Origin of the sequence: Streptacidiphilus sp. P02-A3a, from assembly GCF_014084105.1 — a bacterium.
Taxonomy (GTDB): Bacteria; Actinomycetota; Actinomycetes; order Streptomycetales; family Streptomycetaceae; genus Streptacidiphilus.
Map to the genome: position 1 here is coordinate 1,063,426 of NZ_CP048289.1, position 18,028 is coordinate 1,081,453.

The window sequence follows — 18,028 nt, forward strand, 5'->3', positions numbered from 1 at the left end:
ACGGCCGCTGTGTGCGGGGCGGCCTCACGAAGGGTCGTCCCCAGGGCTTCCGCCGGATAAACCGATTTCGCCAATAATGACCGGATAATCGGATGGCGCCCCTCCGTAACCGGTGGGCCCTGCCCTGCCCCGGCCCCGCTGCGGGTACCGTTCAGTGCGGAGGAGTGGCCGAAGCGGGGTGAAGGGGCGGGACGTCGATGTCGGGCGAGGGGCGGGACGGACTGGTGGCCTGGGGCGCCGCGGTCGCCAGACGGATCTCCGAGCGGCTGGAACGCCAGCGGGAACGCGTGGAACGGCAGCGGACCGCCGTCGAGCAGGACGTCCACCAGGCCGAGCGGGCCATCGAGCAGGCCGAGCACCGCAACGACCCGCCGCCGGTGCTCCCGGTCGCGCCCGCGGTGCGCGACCCGCACGGCGCGCCCTCGTTCCCCGCGCTGCCGACCGCCCCCAGCGAGGCCGTGCCCTGGAGCCTGCGGGTCGCCGCCGAGACGATCTGGCGGCTGCTGGTCGTCGGCGCCGGGGTCTACGTACTCTTCCGAGTGGTGCAGACGCTGCACATCGTCGCCTTCGCCTTCATCGCCGCGCTGCTGATCAGCGCCCTGCTCCAGCCCACCGTCGCCCGCCTGCAGCGGCTCGGCCTGCCCCGGGCGCTGGCGGCGGCGGTGACCTTCGTCGGCGGCCTGATCGGCATCGGCCTGGTCGGCTGGTTCGTCGGCTGGCAGGTCAGCACGAACCTGGGCGAGGTCACCAACAAGGTGCAGTCGGGCATCGCGCAGATCCACGGCTGGCTGACGCACGGCCCCTTCCACCTGACGGACACCCAGATCAACCAGTTCGTCAAGCAGTTGCAGAACGCGGTGGGCACCAACAGCGACCAGATCACCTCCTTCGGCTTCTCCACCGTCGGCATCGTGATCGAGATCCTGACCGGGGTCTTCCTGGCCGCCTTCTGCACCTTCTTCCTGATCTACGACGGCGCGCGGATCTGGGGCTGGCTGCTGAAGCTGTTCCCGCCGACCGCGCGGATCGCCATGGCCGGGGCCGGTCCCCGGGCCTGGTCCACGCTCACCGCCTACGTGCGCGGGACGGTACTGGTCGCCTTCATCGACTCGGTCTCCATCGGCATCGGGATCTTCCTGCTGGGGGTGCCGCTGGCGCTGCCGGTCTCGGTGCTGATCTTCCTCGGCGCGTTCGTGCCGCTGGTCGGCGCACTGGTCACCGGCACCATCGCGGTACTGATCGCGCTGGTCACCAAGAGCGTGTTCACGGCGGCCATGGTGCTGGTGGTGCTGCTCGCCGTGCAGCAGATCGAGGGGCACCTGCTACAGCCGCTGATCCTCGGCCGCGCGGTGCGGGTGCACCCGATCGCGGTGGTGCTCTCGGTGACCGTCGGCTCGATCCTGGGCGGCATCGGCGGCGCGATCGTGGCCGTCCCGCTGGTCGCGGTGACCAACACCACGGTCGGCTACCTCAAGGCCCGGCAGCGCGCGGGCGAGGACGTCCGGGTCGCGCTGCTCACCGCCCAGGCCGAGGCCCGCGGCGGCGCGGAGACGCCCGAGGCCCCGCGCCCCGGGAGCTGAACTCCCGGCGCGCGGGGCCCCCGGCGACCGGGCTACGCCTCGGTCGCGCCGCTGATCCGGTCCTCGGCCTCCAGGGTCACGCTGACCGCCTGGAGCACCGCCGCGATCCTGATCGCGGCCTGCACCGTCTCCCGTCCCACGCCCGCCTTGCGCAGCACCTGCTCGTGCGAGTCGAGGCACTGGCCGCAGCCGTTGACCGCGGAGACGGCCAGCGACCACAGCTCGAAGTCGACCTTCGGCACGCCCGGGTTGCCGATGACGTTCATCCGCAGCCCGGCCCGCAGCGTCCCGTACTCCTTGTCGGAGAGCAGGTGCAGCGTCCGGTAGTAGACGTTGTTCATCGCCATCACGGCGGCGGCCGACTTCGCGGCGGTGTACGCCTCCGGGCTCAGCTCCGCCTTCGCCTGCGGCTCCAGCTCGGCCAGCACCCGCTCGCCGCGCGAGGCGATGGCGCAGGCCAGCACCGTGCCCCAGAGCTGCTGCGCGGGCAGTTCGGAGTTGCCTATGACCGAGCCCAGGTTCAGCTTCAGGTCCTTGGCGTACTCGGGCAGAGCCGCCTTCAGTTCGTCGAGGGCCATCCGGTCACTCGCCCGCGAGCAGCGCGACCGGGTCCAGCGTGCTCTCGCCCTTGGTCCAGTTGCACGGGCACAGCTCGTCGGTCTGCAGCGCGTCGAGCACCCGCAGCACCTCCTTGGGGTTCCGGCCGACGGAACCGGCGGTCACCATCACGAACTGGATCTCGTTGTTCGGGTCCACGATGAACACGGCGCGCTGCGCGGTGCCGTCCTCGGCCTCGACCCCGCAGTCCCGCATCAGCTCGTGCTTGATGTCCGCGAGCATCGGGAAGGGCAGGTCGCGCAGGTCCTTGTGGTCCTTGCGCCAGGCGTGGTGCACGTACTCGGAGTCGCCGGAGACGCCCAGGACCTGCGCGTCGCGGTCGGCGAACTCCTCGTTCAGCTTGCCGAAGGCGGCGATCTCGGTGGGGCAGACGAAGGTGAAGTCCATCGGCCAGAAGAAGACGATCCGCCACTTGCCCTGGTAGGACTTCTGGTTGATCGTGGCGAACGCCTTGTCCGCGTCGAGGTCGACGCAGGCGTTCAGTTCGTACTCGGGGAACTTGTCACCGATGGTGAGCACGTTCGCTCCTTCAGGGTTCCGAGGTGAGGGGTTTCGTCCGGTTCCGCTGGGTTCGCCAGCTCTGCGGATCTCCCATACGCTGACACATCGCATACTGATCAGTGAAATAGCCATACTTGATCTCATTGATCGGAGGCAGCTATCAGCAAGGCACGCACCCCCACCGTCTCCCAGCTCCGGGCGTTCACCGCGGTAGCCGAGCACCTGCACTTCAGGGATGCCGCGGCGGCGATCGGGATGAGCCAGCCGGCGCTGTCCGGCGCGGTCGCGGCGCTGGAGGAGGTCCTGGGCGTGCAGCTGGTCGAGCGGACCACCCGCCGGGTGATCATCACCCCCCTGGGCGAGCGCGTGGCCGCCCACGCGCGCGGTGTGCTGGCGGGGCTGCACGCCCTCAGCGAGGAGGTCGAGGCCTCCCGCCGCCCCTTCACCGGCCCGATGCACCTCGGCGTGATCCCCACCGTGGCGCCCTACCTGCTGCCCACCGTGCTCCAGTTGGCCCGGGACAGCTACCCCGACCTGGAGCTGCACATCCACGAGGAGCGCACCCCGAGGCTGCTGGAGGGCCTGGCCGCCGGGCGGCTTGACGTGCTGCTGCTGGCGCTGCCCAGCGTCCCCGGGATGCGCGACCTCCCGCTCTACGACGAGGACTTCGTCCTGATCACCCCGCCCGACCACGAGCTGGCCGGCCGCACCGACGTCCCCCGGGACCTGCTGCTCGATCTGGACGTGCTGCTGCTGGAGGAGGGCCACTGCCTGCGCGACCAGGCGCTGGAGCTGTGCCGCGAGGCCGCCGGCGGGACCCGCGCGGCCGGGCTGCCGACGCTGGTGCAGCTGGTCGCGGGCGGGCTCGGGGTGACCCTGCTGCCCGCCACCGCCGTCGCGGTGGAGACCGGCCGCGCCACCCACCTGGCCACCACCCGCTTCGCGGCCCCCGCCCCCGGCCGCCGGATCGGCCTCGCCCACCGCCCCGGATCGGCCCGCACCCCCGAGTACCAGCGGCTGGCGGACGCCCTGCGCGAGGCCCTCGCGCCGCTGCCGGTGCGGATAGTCTGCTGACAGGAGGTGGGGCCGGGTGTACCTGTCGCGCGTACGCATCGACGGCATCAAGGGGTTCCAGGGCGAACGCGCGGTGGACCTGACGCTGACCCGCCCGGACGGCGGCCACGCCGGATGGACGGTGCTCGCGGGCCGCAACAGCTCCGGCAAGACGAGCCTGTTGCAGGCCGTCGCGGCGGCGCTGCTCACCCCGGTGCAGGCGTACGGGCTGGTGCCCGACCTGTCCGCCTGGCAATCGGCCGACCCGGGCCTGATCGAGCTGACCCTCACCGGCTCCGCCGCCGACCCGGCCGCCGCGCCGGGGAACCGGGTCGAAGGGGTGGCCCGGCGGGCGGACATCGAGGTCAGCTGCACCTGGCAGCTCCCGCCCGGGCGGGAGCACCTGCGCCCGCAGGTGGTCTGGCGGCGACGGCCCAGCGGCGGAGCCGACAGCGCCGAGGCGGATGCCCTGGCCGACTCGGAGTGGGAGTTCGCGCTGCTCGGCAGCATCGCCGGGTACGGCCCCTACCGCCGGATGAGCCGGTCCGCCGCCCGCCGCGACGACCGGGCCTTCCTCTCCCTCTTCGACGAGGAGGCGGCGCTGAACGACTGCGTCGCCTGGCTGGTGGACGCCGACCACCGGCGGCTGGAGGGCAGGCCCGGCGCGGCCGAGACGGTGGAGGCGGTACTCGGGCTGCTCGGCGACGGGCTGCTGCCGGACGGCCTGCGGGTGTCCGGGGTGTCCTCCGAAGGCCTCTCGGTCACCGACGGGAGCAGGGAGTTCCCGCTCATCGAGATGAGCCAGGGCGTGCGCACGGCGGTGGCGCTGGCGGTGTCGCTGATCTGGGAGCTGGCCCGGGAGGACCCGGCCGCCCACCTCCGGCGGCGCGACGGCCGGTTCGTGGTCAGCCGCCCCGGCATCGTGCTGATCGACGAGATCGACGCCCACCTGCACGTCACCTGGCAGCAGCGGATCGGCTACTGGCTCAAGGCGCACTTCCCCGAGATCCAGTTCCTGGTCACCACCCACAGCCCGTACATCTGCCAGGCCGCCGACCCGAACGGCCTGATCCGGCTCGGCGCCCCCGGCGACGGCACCGCCCCGGCGGTGGTGGACGAGGAGCTGTACCGCCGGGTCGTCTACGGCAGCGGCGACGACGCGATCCTCTCCGAACTCTTCGGCCTGGAAAGCCCGTTCTCGGCGGAGGCGGAGCAACTGCGGCGTCGTGCGGGTGACCTGGAGGACGCGATGCTCGACGGCGAGGCGACCGACAATGAGCGCAGGGAATTCGACGAACTGTCGGAGAAGCTGTCCAGCTCGCTGAGCACCAGGGCCGCCGAAGTCGCCGCGCGCCTGGGGCGGCCCACGTGATTCCACTGCGACGCCCGCCGCTGCCGGTCGAGTTGGGGGTTCGGTTGGGTGTCCAGCGGGAGCGTCTGGCGGCCCGGCCGCGGGTGGACGTGCCCACCGCCCGCGACGCCTGGCGCGGGGCGCGTACCGTCCGCCGGGACATCGGCGAACTGCTGGTGCTGATGGCTGCCGGACATGCCCGGTGCATGTACTGCTGCGACAGCCAGGGGACCAGCGTCGACCACTTCGAGCCGATCATGCTGGCGCCGCTGCGGGCCTTCGACTGGTCCAACCACCTGCTCGCCTGCTCCTACTGCAACAGCAATCAGAAGCGTGAGCTCTTCCCCCGCGACGACGTCACCCAGGAGTGCCTACTGGTGGACCCGACCGTCGATCCGCCGGAGCGGCACCTGCGGCTGCGTCTCGGCGACGGCCGCTACCGGGGCCTGACCGAGAAGGGACGGCGCACCATCGAGGTCTTCGGCCTCAACAGCCGCCAGAGTCTCGTGCTCGGCCGACTCGATGCCGTGGCCCAGTGCCAGGGCATGCTGCGGGACAGCGTGCGGCAGACCGGCGGCGGGAACCTGGAGGGGGCCCGACGGATGCTGGCGGCGCTGAGCCGCAGGCCCAACGGCGACGTCCTCTACGCCATGCTGAGCCGCCGGGACCTGCCCGACGCCGCGCGCCTGCTCGGCGGGGACGACGTGGTGACGGCGCTCCACCAGTTGGCGGCCATGATCGACAAGGCCCGTCTAGTCTGATTCGCATGAGCAACCTTGAGACCGCCCCGCGGGCACGGGTCTGCGGCGGCCGGGACGACGTCTCCGCCGCGCCGGTGCACGAGCTGCTGACCGGCAAGCGGGTGCCGCTCGGTGAGAGCACCGTGGTCCGCCGCCTGCTGCCGAACCTGGGCCGCCGGATGGTCGGTGCCTGGTGCTTCGTCGACCACTACGGGCCCGACGACATCGTCGACCGGCCCGGCATGCGGGTCGCCCCGCACCCGCACATCGGGCTGCAGACGGTGAGCTGGCTGCACGCGGGGGAGGTGACCCACCGGGACAGCCTCGGCAGCCTGGCCACCGTCCGGCCGCGCGAGCTCGGGCTGATGACGGCCGGGCGCGCCATCGCGCACTCGGAGGAGTCCCCGCTCGGTCACGGCCCGCTGCTGCACGGCGCGCAGTTGTGGGTCGCGCTCCCCGACGAGCACCGGCACACCGAGCCGCACTTCCAGCACCATCCGGTACTGCCCGAGGTCACCGCCCCCGGCCTGCGGGCCACCGTCATCCTCGGCGAGTGGGACGGCTCCCGCTCACCCGGCAGCACCTACTCGCCGCTGCTCGGCGCGGACCTGACGCTCACCGAGGGCGCGAGCGTCCGCGCGCCGCTCGACCCGGACTTCGAGTACGCGGTTCTGGCCGTGTCCGGTGCCGCCGACGTGGACGGGGTCCGGGTCGAGCCCGGTTCGATGCTCTACCTCGGCTGCGGGCGCCGCGAACTGCCGCTGTACGCCGCCACCGACAGCGCCCTGCTGCTGCTCGGCGGGGAGCCGTTCGCGGAGGAACTGGTGATGTGGTGGAACTTCGTCGGCCGGTCCGGGGAGGAGATCGCCCGGGCGCGTACCGAGTGGATGACCGGTTCCGGCTTCGGTGAGGTCCACGGGTACCACGGCGCGCGACTGCCCGCCCCGGAGCTCCCGCCGGTTCCGCTCAAGCCGCGCGGACGAGCCCGCTGACCCGCCCGCCCGGGCGGCGGTCGCCGGGCCCCGGCCGCCGCCGGGGTGAGGGTAGGCATCCGGACAGCGACGGTGGTTCCGGCCTGGCCGGAACTCGTCGGTTTAGCCGAACCTGATGCGTTCCGGTCAAGATCGCGGATGGGTGGCGGCCTCGGAATCCCCGACTCCGGTGGCGGGTCGGAGCGGTGGGGACGGTGGTGCTCAGGACCAGAAGGCGGCGGTGGTGGAGTCCGGGCCTTCCGCGCTGTGGCCGACGATTCCGCGCACCTGGTCCAGCGGATCACCCAGGACGAGGGCGATCTGCTCCGCACTGGCACCGATGGTCGCAGCCTCACGCATCAATTCCGCCCGCTCCTGGGCCTGGCTGACCGCGAGTTGGTGCAGCCGGGCGAGTGCGCCCAAGACATCCCCCGCTGTCCCTGTTGTCATGTCTCCATCTTCCCTCAAGACAGCCCGTGGTAGGGAGGGTTCCACCTTGAGGAAAGCGTGAATTGCGGTGCGATCCACGCTGTCGCCGATGAACCGGGCGGCCACCCCCGGCCGGGCACAAGCTTGAGAACCGGTCAGATTCGTGACGGCCGAAGGAATCTGTGAGATGAGGGGGCAGCCGGGGAACATGAGCATGCCGTACCATCCATAGCGTACTTAAGCTAATCCGGAACGTCAGTACGGAAGGCGGATGATCCCGCCCCGAGAGGAGCCGAGATGCGCGCACGGCGCGTTCGTACGGTGCTTGTGTCTCTGGGACTAGTTGCTGCTGCGGTCCTCACCGCCGTCGTGGCAAATGGCCCGGTCCGGAACGCCCAGCCGCGAAAGTCGGTCGCTGTCGACATCGTCTGGGACGCCCAGCGGGTCGGAACGGCGTCCCCCGCCGACATCGTCTGGGACGGCGCGAACGCATAGCGTTCAACCTGGCCGTCGGTCAGTTCGACGGCGATCCCTTGGACGATTGGCCTGGTAGATGATGGGTTCGCCTCGTTCCGACGCGAGGGGCCTCGATCTCGGGGGTGATCGAGGTCCCTTCGCGCCGGAATGCGTCCGGCCGCCGGTGTCCGGCCCCTTGCCGGGCCGACGCACCAGTCACCAGTCCGCGGGCAGCCCGTCCGGGTATTCCCCCCGGATCCGGTAGGCGAGTTCCGCCAGCGAGTCCGCGTCGAAGATCTTCCGGGTCTTCTCCAGATGCCGGTTGACGGTCCGCAGGGACATCGCCAACGCCGAGCCGATGGCCTCGGTGGTCATTCCGCTGACCAGCAGTCGGATGATCCGCCGCTGCTCCCCGGACAACTGCTTTCCCCGCGCTATTTCCGGGCGCTCCTCGAACGGCGAGGCCCGTTCCCAATTCTGCTCGAACAGCCGGTTTATGAACGCCACCATGGACGGCTCACGGTTGAACACCGCGATCTCGGTGTCGCCGTCCAGCGGGTACATCACCATGTCGTCGATCAGGAAGACCCGGTCCGGCAGGTGCGGCAGGGTCCGCACCTCGGCCCCGGCCTCGGTCACCGTCCGGACGAACTGCACGCTCGGGGCGTGGTGCCGCTGGGAGTCCTGGTAGAGCATCTGCCGCTGGATGCCCCGGCGGGCCATTTCGAGTTCCGAGGCGATCGTCGCCCTGATCAGCTCGGCCGGTCGCGGCCCGCCCGGCTGGATCGTCCGGAGCCGTTTCACCGGCCCGCTCAGCACCAGTTGGAGCTGCTGGCCGACGGCCTCCTTGCCGGCGACGTACTGCACCAGCGAGGTCTCGTCGTGCCAGGCGCGCTCCGCGCGGTAGGCGGTGGTCAGCGTCTGCCAGTGGCCGCGCAGCTCGGCCGCGCGCGCCAGTTGGGCCGCCGCGCGGCGCTCCTGCTGCGCGGCCGCGGTCTCCGGGTCCACCGGCACCAGCACCGGTCGCTTGACCCCGGGTTTGAGCAGTCCGAGATCGAGCAGACGCTGACGGTGGTCGGTCACCGGATCGGCGTCGTCCGCGGGCGGTGGCGGGGTGATCGGGATGGCTCCGCTCTCCACGGCCTGGAGGTAGAGCTCGACTGCCTCGGCGGGCAGTTCGCCGAGCAGGTCGTCGTTCACGGGGCCACGGTCCGGCCGGAGCGGCTCTCGTCGGCCCGGTGGCGCACGTGTGGCCCGGCGACGGAGGTCACCGGGCCGGGCTGCTGCGGGGGCCCTTCGGCCTGGAGTGTGAGGTCACGCCGTCGGTAGAGGTACGTATCCGCCATCCACTGCATCTGGGTCCTCCCGTCGCTCGGGGCAGCTGCCTGCTCATCCGACCTACAAGGATTACCAGATGAACGCCATTCGGTGGCACCCTCCGCCCGGCAGCCGCGCTCAGGCGGACTCGGGGTAGGCCAGCGAGGTGTCCGCCCAGTCGAGTGCGGTGACCACGGCGTGCTGGAGGTTCTTGGCGGACCAGTTGGAGTCGAACTGGATCGGCAGCACCGGGCAGACCTCCTCCAGCGTGGAGATCATCGGGTTGTGCGACACGGCGTGGTCCACCAGCAGCACCAGCGGCTTGCGCAGCGCGGAGGCCCAGCCGAGCTCCATGCCGACCCCGGCCGAGAGCGGTGCCTCGACATAGGCGAAGGCCAGGTCGGCGGACTGCATGCCGCGGAACGCGGAGGGGACGCGGATTCCGGTGCCGAGGCCGCGGGTGGCCCAGCAGTCGTCGTGGTGCTGGCTGTAGACGGTGACACCCGCGTCCAGCAGGGCGTCGCGCAGGGCGGTGACCTTGCCGCGCAGGGCGAGCGGGAAGACCCCGTCCGCCGGTCCGGTGAGGCGCAGTGAAGGAGCAGCAAGGAAGACCCGCAGGCAACGGCGCGCGTCGGCGGCGAGATCGTCCTCGGTGGCGCGGCTCTTCTGGTCCACGCCGTAAAGCTCGCTCATGTTCCGCTCCATCGAGATAGTTGACCTGGTAACATCAAGTCCCCTACGGGGACAGGGGCTTGACGTTCAGGCGGCCGGCGCCGGCGGCCCATCCGGGGGGATGTCCTGATCCTTGCCTGTGCGTCGTACAGGTGTCCATCAAAGTCCGGTGGCCTATACATGCCTGTCCGAACGGGACACCCCTGCGCCGTTCGAGGCCCGCGGTGATCACGGCTCGATGGCATAAGTGCATGTCAAAGCCGTCAATGCTGCTGCCTGCGGCAAAGGGTTCAGCGCTGCCGAACCGTCGCGGACATGCCCATTCGAACGGCAGCCGACGGCACCGGACCGGGGGTGGTGTCGCGAACGGTCAGCGTCCGCATTCCGGGACGATCGCACCCCGGCTGCGGAAAGCCCGGCCGGGACCGGGCGCGGACACTATTCTTCGGTGCGACGACTGCGACGACCACTTCGGCACGATAAGGATCCGACCTGTGAGCACACCCCCCTGGAACGGGTCGACTCCGCCGCCGCCGAACTGGGGTCCGCCCACGCCGCCGCCGCTGCCCCCGGGCAACCCGTACGAGCAGCAGGGCAACCCGTACGAGCAGCAGGGCAATCCCTACGAGCAGCAGGGGAACCCGTACGGCCAGCCGGGGCAGCCCGGTCAGCCGTGGGGCTCCGGCATGCAGCCGATGCTCCAGCTGCCCTCGAACACGCTGGTGACCATCGGCGACATCGTCTGCACCCAGACCGAGGTGATCACCCCCAGCGGGCGCTGCCCGGTCGGCCAGGTCACCTGGTCCTTCACCGACATGTCGCGGACCACCAAGACGCTGCCGGTCTGGGCGATCGTCTGCGCGGTGATCTTCTTCTTCTTCTGCCTGCTCGGCCTGCTCTTCCTGCTCGCCAAGGAGGAGCGCACCGAGGGCTCGGTGCAGGTGGTCGTCCAGGGCCCCGGCCTGCTGCACCAGCTCCAGCTGCCGGTCACCTCGGTGGGGCAGGTCCAGGACTACAACGCCCGCGTCGGCTACGCCCGCTCGCTGTCGGCCTCGGCCGGGATGGCGGGCTACTGACCACCCCGGCCCGCTGACCCACCGCCGGGCCGCCGTCCGGCCACCGGCGGGTCCGCTACGGCCGGGTCATCCGCAGCACGTCCAGGGCCTCGTCCAGCTGCTGCTCGGTGAGCTTCCCCTGGTCGACGTAGCCGCGCTCCAGGGCCACCTCGCGGATGGTCCGGCGCTCGGCCAGCGCCTGCTTGGCGGTCTTCGCGGCCTCCTCGTAGCCGATGTAGCGGTTCAGCGGGGTCACCACGGACGGGGAGGACTCGGCGTACTCGCGCAGCCGCTCGGTGTTGGCGGTGATCCCGTCGACCGTGCGGTCGGCGAGCAGCCGGGCGACGTTGGCCAGCAGCCGGATCGACTCCAGCAGGTTGCGGGCGATCACCGGCAGCATCACGTTCAGCTCGAAGTTCCCGGCCGCGCCCGCCGCGGCCACGGTCGCGTCGTTGCCCAGGACCTGCGCGGCGACCATCACCACCGCCTCCGGGATCACCGGGTTGACCTTGCCGGGCATGATCGAGGAGCCCGGCTGGAGGTCCGGGAGGTTGATCTCGCCCAGTCCGGTCCGGGGTCCCGAGCCCATCCAGCGGAGGTCGTTCGCGATCTTGGTGAAGCCCACCGCGACCGTCCGCAGCTGGCCGCTCAGCTCGACCAGGCCGTCCCGCGCGCCCTGGGCCTCGAAGTGGTTGCGGGCCTCGGTGAGCGGCAGCCCGGTGGCTCGGGCGACCTCGGCGATCACCGCGGCGGAGAACCCGGGCGGGGTGTTGATCCCGGTCCCGACGGCGGTGCCGCCCAGCGGCAGCTCCGCGACCCGGGGCAGGGTCGCCCGCAGCCGCTCCACCCCGTACCGCACCTGGGCGGCGTAGCCGCCGAACTCCTGGCCGAGGGTCACCGGCGTGGCGTCCATCAGGTGCGTCCGGCCCGACTTCACCACCTCGGCGAACTCCTCGGCCTTGCGCTCCAGCGCCGCCGCGAGGTGTTCCAGCGCCGGTACCAGGTCCTGGCTGACGGCCGCCGTCGCCGCCACGTGAATGGAACTCGGAAAGACATCGTTCGACGACTGACTGGCATTGACATCGTCATTGGGGTGGACCGCCCGGCCCAGTCGTTCGCCCGCCAAGGTGGCGATCACTTCGTTCGCGTTCATGTTGGACGAGGTACCCGAGCCGGTCTGGAACACGTCCACCGGGAACTCGGCGTCCCAGCGCCCGGCCGCCACCTCCGCCGCCGCCGCCGCGATCGCCTCGGCCACCGGTCCGTCGAGCACCCCCAGCCGCGCGTTCACGGTCGCCGCGGCCGCCTTGATCCGGCCCAGTGCGGCGATGTGCGCGGCTTCGAGCCGCTGCCCCGACACCGGGAAGTTCTGCACCGCCCGCTGCGTCTGCGCACCCCACTTGGCCTCCTTGGGCACCTGTACCTCGCCCATGGAGTCGTGCTCGATCCGGAACTCGCTCATGTCCCACCTCCACTGTCGTCAGCGACAGCAGCCTCCCCCCTGTTCCCACCCCCACCCCCGCTTCCCGCCCGCCGGGCGTGTCGGTCCGGACGCGGACCGGCTGGGCGGTGACCGGCGACACCCAGCACCTGCCCGGGTACTGCCTGCCGCTGCACGGCCCGGTGCGGCGCTACGCCGCCCTGTCCGCCGTCCTCGCCGACGCCTACGGCGAGGACGGCCGGGGGCCCGGACCGGAGGTCAGCCGCGGACCGGGATGCGGGTGATCAGGGGCTGGTCGTCGCCGGGGTCGGCGAAGAAGTCGTTGCCCTTGTCGTCGACGACCACGAAGGCCGGGAAGTCCTCGACCTCGATCCGCCAGACCGCCTCCATGCCCAGCTCGGCGTACTCCAGCACCTCGACCTTCCTGATGCAGTCCAGGGCCAGCCGGGCCGCCGGGCCGCCGATCGAGCCGAGGTAGAAGCCGCCGTGCTCGGCGCAGGCGTCGGTGACCTGCTGCGAGCGGTTGCCCTTGGCGAGCATCACCATCGAGCCGCCGGCCGCCTGGAACTGGTCGACGTAGGAGTCCATCCGCCCGGCCGTGGTCGGGCCGAAGGAGCCGGAGGCGTAGCCCTCGGGGGTCTTCGCCGGGCCCGCGTAGTAGACCGGGTGGTCCTTGAGGTACTGCGGCATGCCCTCGCCCGCGTCGAGCCGCTCCTTGATCTTGGCGTGGGCGATGTCGCGGGCGACCACCAGCGTCCCGGTCAGCGACAGCCGGGTCTTCACCGGGTGCTTGGACAGCTCGCTGCGGATCCCGGACATCGGCTGGTTGAGGTCGATCCGGACGACGTTGTCGTCCAGGTGCGCGTCGGTGGTCTCCGGGAGGTACCTGGCCGGGTCGGTCTCCAGCTGCTCCAGGAAGACGCCCTCAGCGGTGATCTTGCCCAGTGCCTGCCGGTCGGCGGAGCAGGAGACGGCCATGGCGACCGGCAGCGACGCGCCGTGCCGGGGGAGCCGGATCACCCGCACGTCGTGGCAGAAGTACTTGCCGCCGAACTGCGCGCCGATGCCGATCTTCTGGGTCAGCTCGTGCACCCGGGCCTCCAGCTCCAGGTCGCGGAAGCCGTGGCCGCCGGCCGAGCCCTCGGTCGGCAGGGTGTCCAGGTAGTGCGCGGAGGCGTACTTGGCGGTCTTCAGCGCGAACTCGGCGCTGGTGCCGCCGACCACGATCGCCAGGTGGTACGGCGGGCAGGCGGCGGTGCCCAGCGAGCGGATCTTGGCCTCCAGGAAGGCCATCATCGACGACTCGTTGAGGATCGCCTTGGTCTCCTGGTAGAGGTACGACTTGTTGGCGCTGCCGCCGCCCTTCGCCATGAACAGGAACTTGTAGGCGTCGCCGTCGGTCGCGTAGAGCTCGACCTGCGCGGGCAGGTTGCTGCCGGTGTTCTTCTCGTCCCACATGGTCAGCGGGGCCATCTGCGAGTAGCGCAGGTTGAGCTTGGTGTAGGCGTCGAAGATGCCCCGGGAGAGCGCCGACTCGTCGGTGCCGGAGGTGAGCACGTTCTGGCCGCGCTTGCCCATGACGATCGCGGTGCCGGTGTCCTGGCACATCGGCAGCACGCCGCCGGCCGCGATGTTGGCGTTCTTCAGCAGGTCCAGCGCGACGAAGCGGTCGTTCGGGCTGGCCTCCGGGTCGTCCAGGATCCGGCGCAGCTGCGTCAGGTGCGCCGGGCGCAGCAGGTGCGAGATGTCGTGCATCGCCTCGGCCGCCAGCAGCCGCAGGGCCTCGGGCTCGACCTGGAGGAAGCGGCGGCCGTTCGCCTCGAAGGTGCTCACACCCTCGGTGGTGAGCAGCCGGTACGGGGTGGGGTCCGCGCCGAGCGGAAGCAGGTCGGTGTAGGCGAAGTCGGGCATGAGTGCATTCCTCACGGGTCGGGCGGGGGCGTCGTCGTCGGCGCGCACCGTTCAGGGTATGCAGTCGGCGCGGGCGTGTGGGCCCCGGGCGGGGCTGTCCCGGCACGCGCCCGAGTGACTATCCTCACGCTGTGGAAAACTCACCCCTCCCCGAGCCGCTGCCGGACCCGCTGAAGAAGGCCCCCGGCGGCGCCGAGCCCAGGCCGTACGCCGATCCGGCCCTGGAACTGCGGGCCTCCGACGCCGACCGGGAGCGGGTGGTCGAGGCGCTGCGCGAGGCCTACGCGGAGGGCAGGCTGACCGCCGAGGAGCACTCGGAGCGGGTGGACTCGGTCTACGCGGCGAAGACCATGGGCGAACTGGTCCCGCTGACCAAGGACCTGCCGGCGCACTCCGAGGTCCACCGGTCGGCCCCGGCCGCCGCCCCCGCGCCGCGGCGGACGCAGCCGGAGCCGCCCGCGCGGCAGGAGAACCCGAGGATGATCGCGGTCTTCGGCGGGACCGAGCGCAAGGGCCGGTTCCGGGTGGGCTCGCTGATCAAGGCGATCGTGGTCTTCGGCGGGGTGTCGATCGACCTGTCGGAGGCGGTCTTCGACGAGCCCGAACTGGTGATCGACTGCCGGGCGGTGTTCGGCGGTGTGGAGATCAAGGTGCCCCCGCACGTCACCCTGCGCGGCGGCGGGGTCAACGTCTTCGGCGGCTCGGACATCCAGGAGCAGGAGGGCGAGGGCCCGGCGGCTCCGGTGGTGACGGTGAAGACCGTCTGCGTCTTCGGCGGGGTCAGCGCGCAGCGCAAGAAGCCCGGAAAGGTGAAAGACGCACTGCGCAAGCACCTTGAGTAGGAATGGTTCTGACTGTCCGTTGATTGGATTGTCTGTATCGCGCATGGATGGTTCGTCGGCGGGGTAGATCCTGGCTCACATCGCCTCGTCGTACGGCAGCGGCGTGCGTGCCGGGTCGTACGGCGGTGTGGACCCCTCCGAAGACTGCCGTCAGGAGTGCGCCGTGCTTCACCCGATAGAAGCCCGTCTGGACGCGAATCGTTCACACGTTCCCGCACGTAGCGGCGGCTCCACGGATGACACGCCCTGGCATTCCAATGCCGCCTGTCGCCGGGACGAGGCGGGACTCTTCTTCGCCCCCTCCAAGGAGCCGACGGCCGCCCGGCTGTCCCGCGAGGAGCAGGCCAAGCGGGTCTGCGCCCGCTGCCCGGTGCTGCTGGAGTGCCGCGAGCACGCGCTGATCCAGCCGGAGCCGTACGGGGTGTGGGGCGGGCTCACCGCCGCCGAGCGCCGGGTGGTGCTGGCCCGGCGCCGCCGCCGGGAGCAGGAGCTCCGGGAGGCGGCGCGGGTCGGCGCCCAGGTCGCCGCCGCGGGCTGAAACCGCCCGCGACGGCCTTGCGGCGACGGCCCCGGGCCGGGCTAGCGCGCCCGGTCGAAGTCGATCGCGCTGTAGGCGCGCAGCTTCGACAGCTTGTGCTCGCTCTCGATCCGCCGGATCGTCCCGCTCTTGGAGCGCATCACCAGGGAGCTGGTGGTGGCGGTCTCCGCCTTGTAGTGGACGCCGCGCAGCAGTTCGCCGTCGGTGATCCCGGTCGCGACGAAGAACACGTTGTCGCCGCTCACCAGGTCGTCGGTGTGCAGTACCCGGCCCAGGTCGTGCCCGGCGTCCTGCGCCTTGCGCCGCTCCGCCTCGTCCTTGGGCCACAGGCGGCCCTGGATCACGCCGCCGAGGCATGTGATGGCACAGGCCGCGATGATCCCCTCGGGGGTGCCGCCGATGCCGAGCAGCAGGTCCACGCCGGTGCCTTCGCGCACCGCCATGACCGCGCCCGCGACGTCGCCGTCCGAGATGAACTTGATCCGCGCCCCGGTGGCCCGGATCTCGGCGGCCAGCTTCTCGTGCCGGGGCCGGTCCAGCAGCACCACGGTGACGTCCTCGGGCGCGCAGCCCTTGGCCCGGGCGACCGCCCGGACGTTGTGCTCGACCGGCGCGGTGATGTCGACCGCTCCGGCCGCCTCCGCCCCGGCGACCAGCTTGTCCATGTAGAAGACGGCGCTGGGGTCGAACATGGTGCCCCGGTCGGCCACGGCGAGTACCGCCACCGCGTTCGGCATGCCCTTGGCGGTCAGCGTGGTGCCGTCCACCGGGTCCACCGCGACGTCGCACTCGGGGCCGGTGCCGTCGCCGATCCGCTCCCCGTTGAAGAGCATGGGCGCGTCGTCCTTCTCGCCCTCGCCGATGACGACCACGCCGTTCATGGAGACGGTGTGGACGAGGGTCCGCATGGCGCGGACAGCGGCGCCGTCGGCACCGTTCTTGTCGCCGCGCCCGACCCAGCGACCGGCCGCCATGGCGGCGGCCTCGGTCACCCGGACGAGTTCGAGGGCGAGGTTGCGGTCTGGCGCCTCCGGGGCGACCTCCAGGGAAGAGGGCAGATTGTGCTGGTTGTGCGGGTGCTGCTCGGTCATCGGTCCCGTACCTCTCTGTACGACGACGGCCGGATGAGGGTGTGTTGATCGTATCCGCGACCTGCGAGTATGTCTGTGGCGCGCGGCACGTGGGACCCCGGTGCCGGGTTGCGCGAGGGCCATGGGCCACCATGGACGGGTGGCAACAGAGAACGCGGTAGCGCAAGCCGGCACAGCTCCCACGACGACGCAGAAGCGTCCGGGCATGGGCGCCAAATCAGTCAAGGACATGGTCCTGTCGCTGGCCGCCGTCATGCTGGCGGGCCTGGTCATCTACTACTTCATCCCGCACTCGGCCGGGAACGGCGTGCACGCGGTCCAGGGCGGCATCACCTCCTCGGTGGAGTCCGCCCGGCGCGCGGCCCCCTATCCGGTGCTGGCGCCCAGCGGCCTGCCCAAGGGCTGGACCGCCACCGAGGTCAACTACGACGGCATGGACGCGACGGACGCGCAGTGGTCGCTGGGCTACATCGACCCGAGCGGGCAGTACGTGTCGGTGCAGCAGAGCAACGGCGGGGCGGCCGACTTCATCTCCAGTGTGACCACCAACGGGGTGAAGATCGGCGGGACCAGCGTCGTCAACGGCGTGACCTGGGCCCACTACCAGGGCACCAACTACCGGGCGCTGGTGCTGGAGACCCCGAAGGTGACCACGGTGGTGACCGGCACCGAGTCGTTCGCGGCGATGGAGACCTTCGCCGCGGCGCTCCGGAGCAGCTGAGCGCCGGCGCTTCGCGCCCGCGCCCGCACCGACCACAGCGCCCCCGACCGGATTCGATCCGGTCGGGGGCGCTGTGGTGCGGAGCGGCGGCTCAGACGGTGGTGACGACCTCGTCGTACTCCAGCCGCGGGGAGCGGGGGAACCAGGCGTTCTCGCCGGGCTTGCCGATGTTGATCACGGTCAGCACCGAGTGGTCGCCGTCGGGGAAGAAGTCCTTGTTGATGCCCTCGGCGTTGTAGCCGGTCATCGGGCCCGCGGCCAGGCCGGCCGCGCGGATGCCCAGGATGAAGTAGGCGACCTGGAGCGTGGCGTTCAGGTTCGAGGCGGCCTCACGGCCGGGACGCTCGGCGAAGAAGAGGTCCTTGGCCTGGGGGAAGTGCGGGAAGAGCTTCGGCAGCTCCTCGTGGAACTCGTGGTCGGCGGCCAGGATGGCGACCAGCGGGGCCTTGCCGGTCTTCTCCTTGTTGCCGTCCGCCAGGTGCGAGACCAGCCGGGCGCGGGCGTCGTCGGAGCGGACCAGCAGCACCCGGAGCGGCGACATGTTCATCGAGGTCGGCGCGTACTTGACCAGGTCGTAGACGGCCTGGATCTGCTCGTCGGTGACCGGCTCGTCGGTGAAGCTGTTCGCGGTGCGGGCCTCGCGGAAGAGCAGGTCCTGGGCGGCGGGGTCGAGCACGAGCGCGTCGGCAGCAGTCATGGGTACACCTCATGTGAAATCCGGAGCGGCGGTGGTGCCGCATG

General features: G+C 71.3%; 19 protein-coding genes. 10 read left to right on the forward strand and 9 right to left on the reverse strand.

Annotation, left to right across the window (positions count from 1 at the left end; genetic code table 11):
- The first annotated feature begins 197 nt into the window (after positions 1 to 197).
- A complete protein-coding gene (locus tag GXP74_RS04935) occupies positions 198 to 1,580 on the forward strand; it encodes an AI-2E family transporter (protein WP_182450194.1) in 1,383 nt (460 codons plus the stop codon).
- A gap of 32 nt (positions 1,581 to 1,612) precedes the next feature.
- Here the strand turns inward: GXP74_RS04935 and GXP74_RS04940 are convergent, their stop codons facing one another.
- Complete coding sequence (locus tag GXP74_RS04940; RefSeq protein ID WP_182450195.1) at positions 1,613 to 2,158, reverse strand: alkyl hydroperoxide reductase; 546 nt, start codon at positions 2,156 to 2,158, stop codon at positions 1,613 to 1,615.
- Between the two features lie 4 nt (positions 2,159 to 2,162).
- Entirely contained in the window at positions 2,163 to 2,717 is a 555-nt protein-coding gene (locus GXP74_RS04945; RefSeq protein WP_182450196.1) for a peroxiredoxin, read from the reverse strand.
- A gap of 141 nt (positions 2,718 to 2,858) precedes the next feature.
- On the opposite strand from GXP74_RS04945, the gene GXP74_RS04950 reads away from it, so the two are divergent.
- From GXP74_RS04950 to GXP74_RS04965, 4 genes are read left to right on the forward strand one after another with little or no spacing between them, the layout of a single operon-like run.
- Positions 2,859 to 3,773: a LysR substrate-binding domain-containing protein gene (locus GXP74_RS04950; RefSeq protein WP_182456146.1), complete on the forward strand. Its 915-nt coding sequence runs from the start codon at positions 2,859 to 2,861 to the stop codon at positions 3,771 to 3,773.
- Between the two features lie 16 nt (positions 3,774 to 3,789).
- Positions 3,790 to 5,124, forward strand: a complete 1,335-nt coding sequence (locus GXP74_RS04955) for an AAA family ATPase (protein ID WP_182450197.1) — start codon at positions 3,790 to 3,792, stop codon at positions 5,122 to 5,124.
- Positions 5,121 to 5,864, forward strand: coding sequence for an HNH endonuclease (locus GXP74_RS04960; RefSeq protein ID WP_225447718.1), 744 nt, complete (start codon positions 5,121 to 5,123; stop codon positions 5,862 to 5,864). Before GXP74_RS04955 ends, GXP74_RS04960 begins: the two co-directional genes overlap by 4 nt.
- 5 nt (positions 5,865 to 5,869) lie before the next feature.
- The gene (locus tag GXP74_RS04965; protein ID WP_182450198.1) at positions 5,870 to 6,835 is read left to right on the forward strand and encodes a pirin family protein; all 966 of its coding nucleotides are present in this window, start codon (positions 5,870 to 5,872) and stop codon (positions 6,833 to 6,835) included.
- A gap of 201 nt (positions 6,836 to 7,036) precedes the next feature.
- Here GXP74_RS04965 and GXP74_RS04970 read toward each other — a convergent pair whose 3' ends face one another.
- The 3 genes from GXP74_RS04970 to GXP74_RS04980 form a co-directional block, all read right to left on the reverse strand.
- Positions 7,037 to 7,264 carry a hypothetical protein gene (locus GXP74_RS04970; RefSeq protein ID WP_182450199.1) on the reverse strand — a complete coding sequence of 76 codons (228 nt, stop codon included), beginning with the start codon at positions 7,262 to 7,264 and terminating at the stop codon, positions 7,037 to 7,039.
- 651 nt (positions 7,265 to 7,915) lie between these two features.
- Positions 7,916 to 8,899, reverse strand: a complete 984-nt coding sequence (locus GXP74_RS04975; protein WP_182450200.1) for a LuxR C-terminal-related transcriptional regulator — start codon at positions 8,897 to 8,899, stop codon at positions 7,916 to 7,918.
- A gap of 255 nt (positions 8,900 to 9,154) precedes the next feature.
- Positions 9,155 to 9,709, reverse strand: coding sequence for a hypothetical protein (locus GXP74_RS04980; RefSeq protein WP_182450201.1), 555 nt, complete (start codon positions 9,707 to 9,709; stop codon positions 9,155 to 9,157).
- A gap of 473 nt (positions 9,710 to 10,182) precedes the next feature.
- On the opposite strand from GXP74_RS04980, the gene GXP74_RS04985 reads away from it, so the two are divergent.
- Positions 10,183 to 10,764, forward strand: coding sequence for a hypothetical protein (locus GXP74_RS04985; protein WP_225447719.1), 582 nt, complete (start codon positions 10,183 to 10,185; stop codon positions 10,762 to 10,764).
- A gap of 55 nt (positions 10,765 to 10,819) precedes the next feature.
- Here the strand turns inward: GXP74_RS04985 and GXP74_RS04990 are convergent, their stop codons facing one another.
- The gene (locus GXP74_RS04990) at positions 10,820 to 12,205 is read right to left on the reverse strand and encodes an aspartate ammonia-lyase (RefSeq protein WP_182450202.1); all 1,386 of its coding nucleotides are present in this window, start codon (positions 12,203 to 12,205) and stop codon (positions 10,820 to 10,822) included.
- A 77-nt stretch (positions 12,206 to 12,282) separates the two neighbouring features.
- Between GXP74_RS04990 and GXP74_RS40105 the strand changes: the two genes are divergently transcribed.
- Positions 12,283 to 12,468, forward strand: a complete 186-nt coding sequence (locus GXP74_RS40105; protein WP_225447720.1) for a hypothetical protein — start codon at positions 12,283 to 12,285, stop codon at positions 12,466 to 12,468.
- On the opposite strand, the gene GXP74_RS05000 is transcribed toward GXP74_RS40105, so the two are convergent.
- Positions 12,443 to 14,095, reverse strand: a complete 1,653-nt coding sequence (locus tag GXP74_RS05000) for a fumarate hydratase (protein WP_182450203.1) — start codon at positions 14,093 to 14,095, stop codon at positions 12,443 to 12,445. The genes GXP74_RS40105 and GXP74_RS05000 overlap by 26 nt on opposite strands.
- A gap of 131 nt (positions 14,096 to 14,226) precedes the next feature.
- Between GXP74_RS05000 and GXP74_RS05005 the strand changes: the two genes are divergently transcribed.
- Positions 14,227 to 14,937 (forward strand): DUF1707 domain-containing protein, encoded by a 711-nt coding sequence (locus GXP74_RS05005; protein ID WP_182450204.1) that lies wholly within the window; start codon positions 14,227 to 14,229, stop codon positions 14,935 to 14,937.
- Between the two features lie 163 nt (positions 14,938 to 15,100).
- A complete protein-coding gene (locus GXP74_RS05010) occupies positions 15,101 to 15,475 on the forward strand; it encodes a WhiB family transcriptional regulator (RefSeq protein WP_370468373.1) in 375 nt (124 codons plus the stop codon).
- 41 nt (positions 15,476 to 15,516) lie between these two features.
- Here the strand turns inward: GXP74_RS05010 and glpX are convergent, their stop codons facing one another.
- Entirely contained in the window at positions 15,517 to 16,566 is a 1,050-nt protein-coding gene (glpX, locus tag GXP74_RS05015; protein WP_182450205.1) for a class II fructose-bisphosphatase, read from the reverse strand.
- Between the two features lie 205 nt (positions 16,567 to 16,771).
- Between glpX and GXP74_RS05020 the strand changes: the two genes are divergently transcribed.
- Entirely contained in the window at positions 16,772 to 17,287 is a 516-nt protein-coding gene (locus GXP74_RS05020) for a DUF4245 domain-containing protein (RefSeq protein WP_225447721.1), read from the forward strand.
- A gap of 91 nt (positions 17,288 to 17,378) precedes the next feature.
- Here GXP74_RS05020 and GXP74_RS05025 read toward each other — a convergent pair whose 3' ends face one another.
- Positions 17,379 to 17,984, reverse strand: coding sequence for a malonic semialdehyde reductase (locus GXP74_RS05025; protein WP_182450206.1), 606 nt, complete (start codon positions 17,982 to 17,984; stop codon positions 17,379 to 17,381).
- Positions 17,985 to 18,028: the final 44 nt, after the last annotated feature.

Bases quoted from the DNA above. Each gene is read 5' to 3' on its own strand.
- GXP74_RS05020 (WP_225447721.1), top strand. From the start codon at position 16,772: ATGGGCGCCAAATCAGTCAAGGACATGGTCCTGTCGCTGGCCGCCGTC.
- GXP74_RS04970 (WP_182450199.1), bottom strand. From the start codon at position 7,264: ATGACAACAGGGACAGCGGGGGATGTCTTGGGCGCACTCGCCCGGCTG.
- GXP74_RS05025 (WP_182450206.1), bottom strand. From the start codon at position 17,984: ATGACTGCTGCCGACGCGCTCGTGCTCGACCCCGCCGCCCAGGACCTG.
- GXP74_RS04990 (WP_182450202.1), bottom strand. From the start codon at position 12,205: ATGAGCGAGTTCCGGATCGAGCACGACTCCATGGGCGAGGTACAGGTG.
- GXP74_RS04980 (WP_182450201.1), bottom strand. From the start codon at position 9,709: ATGAGCGAGCTTTACGGCGTGGACCAGAAGAGCCGCGCCACCGAGGAC.
- GXP74_RS04940 (WP_182450195.1), bottom strand. From the start codon at position 2,158: ATGGCCCTCGACGAACTGAAGGCGGCTCTGCCCGAGTACGCCAAGGAC.
- glpX (WP_182450205.1), bottom strand. From the start codon at position 16,566: ATGACCGAGCAGCACCCGCACAACCAGCACAATCTGCCCTCTTCCCTG.
- GXP74_RS05000 (WP_182450203.1), bottom strand. From the start codon at position 14,095: ATGCCCGACTTCGCCTACACCGACCTGCTTCCGCTCGGCGCGGACCCC.
- GXP74_RS04935 (WP_182450194.1), top strand. From the start codon at position 198: ATGTCGGGCGAGGGGCGGGACGGACTGGTGGCCTGGGGCGCCGCGGTC.
- GXP74_RS04965 (WP_182450198.1), top strand. From the start codon at position 5,870: ATGAGCAACCTTGAGACCGCCCCGCGGGCACGGGTCTGCGGCGGCCGG.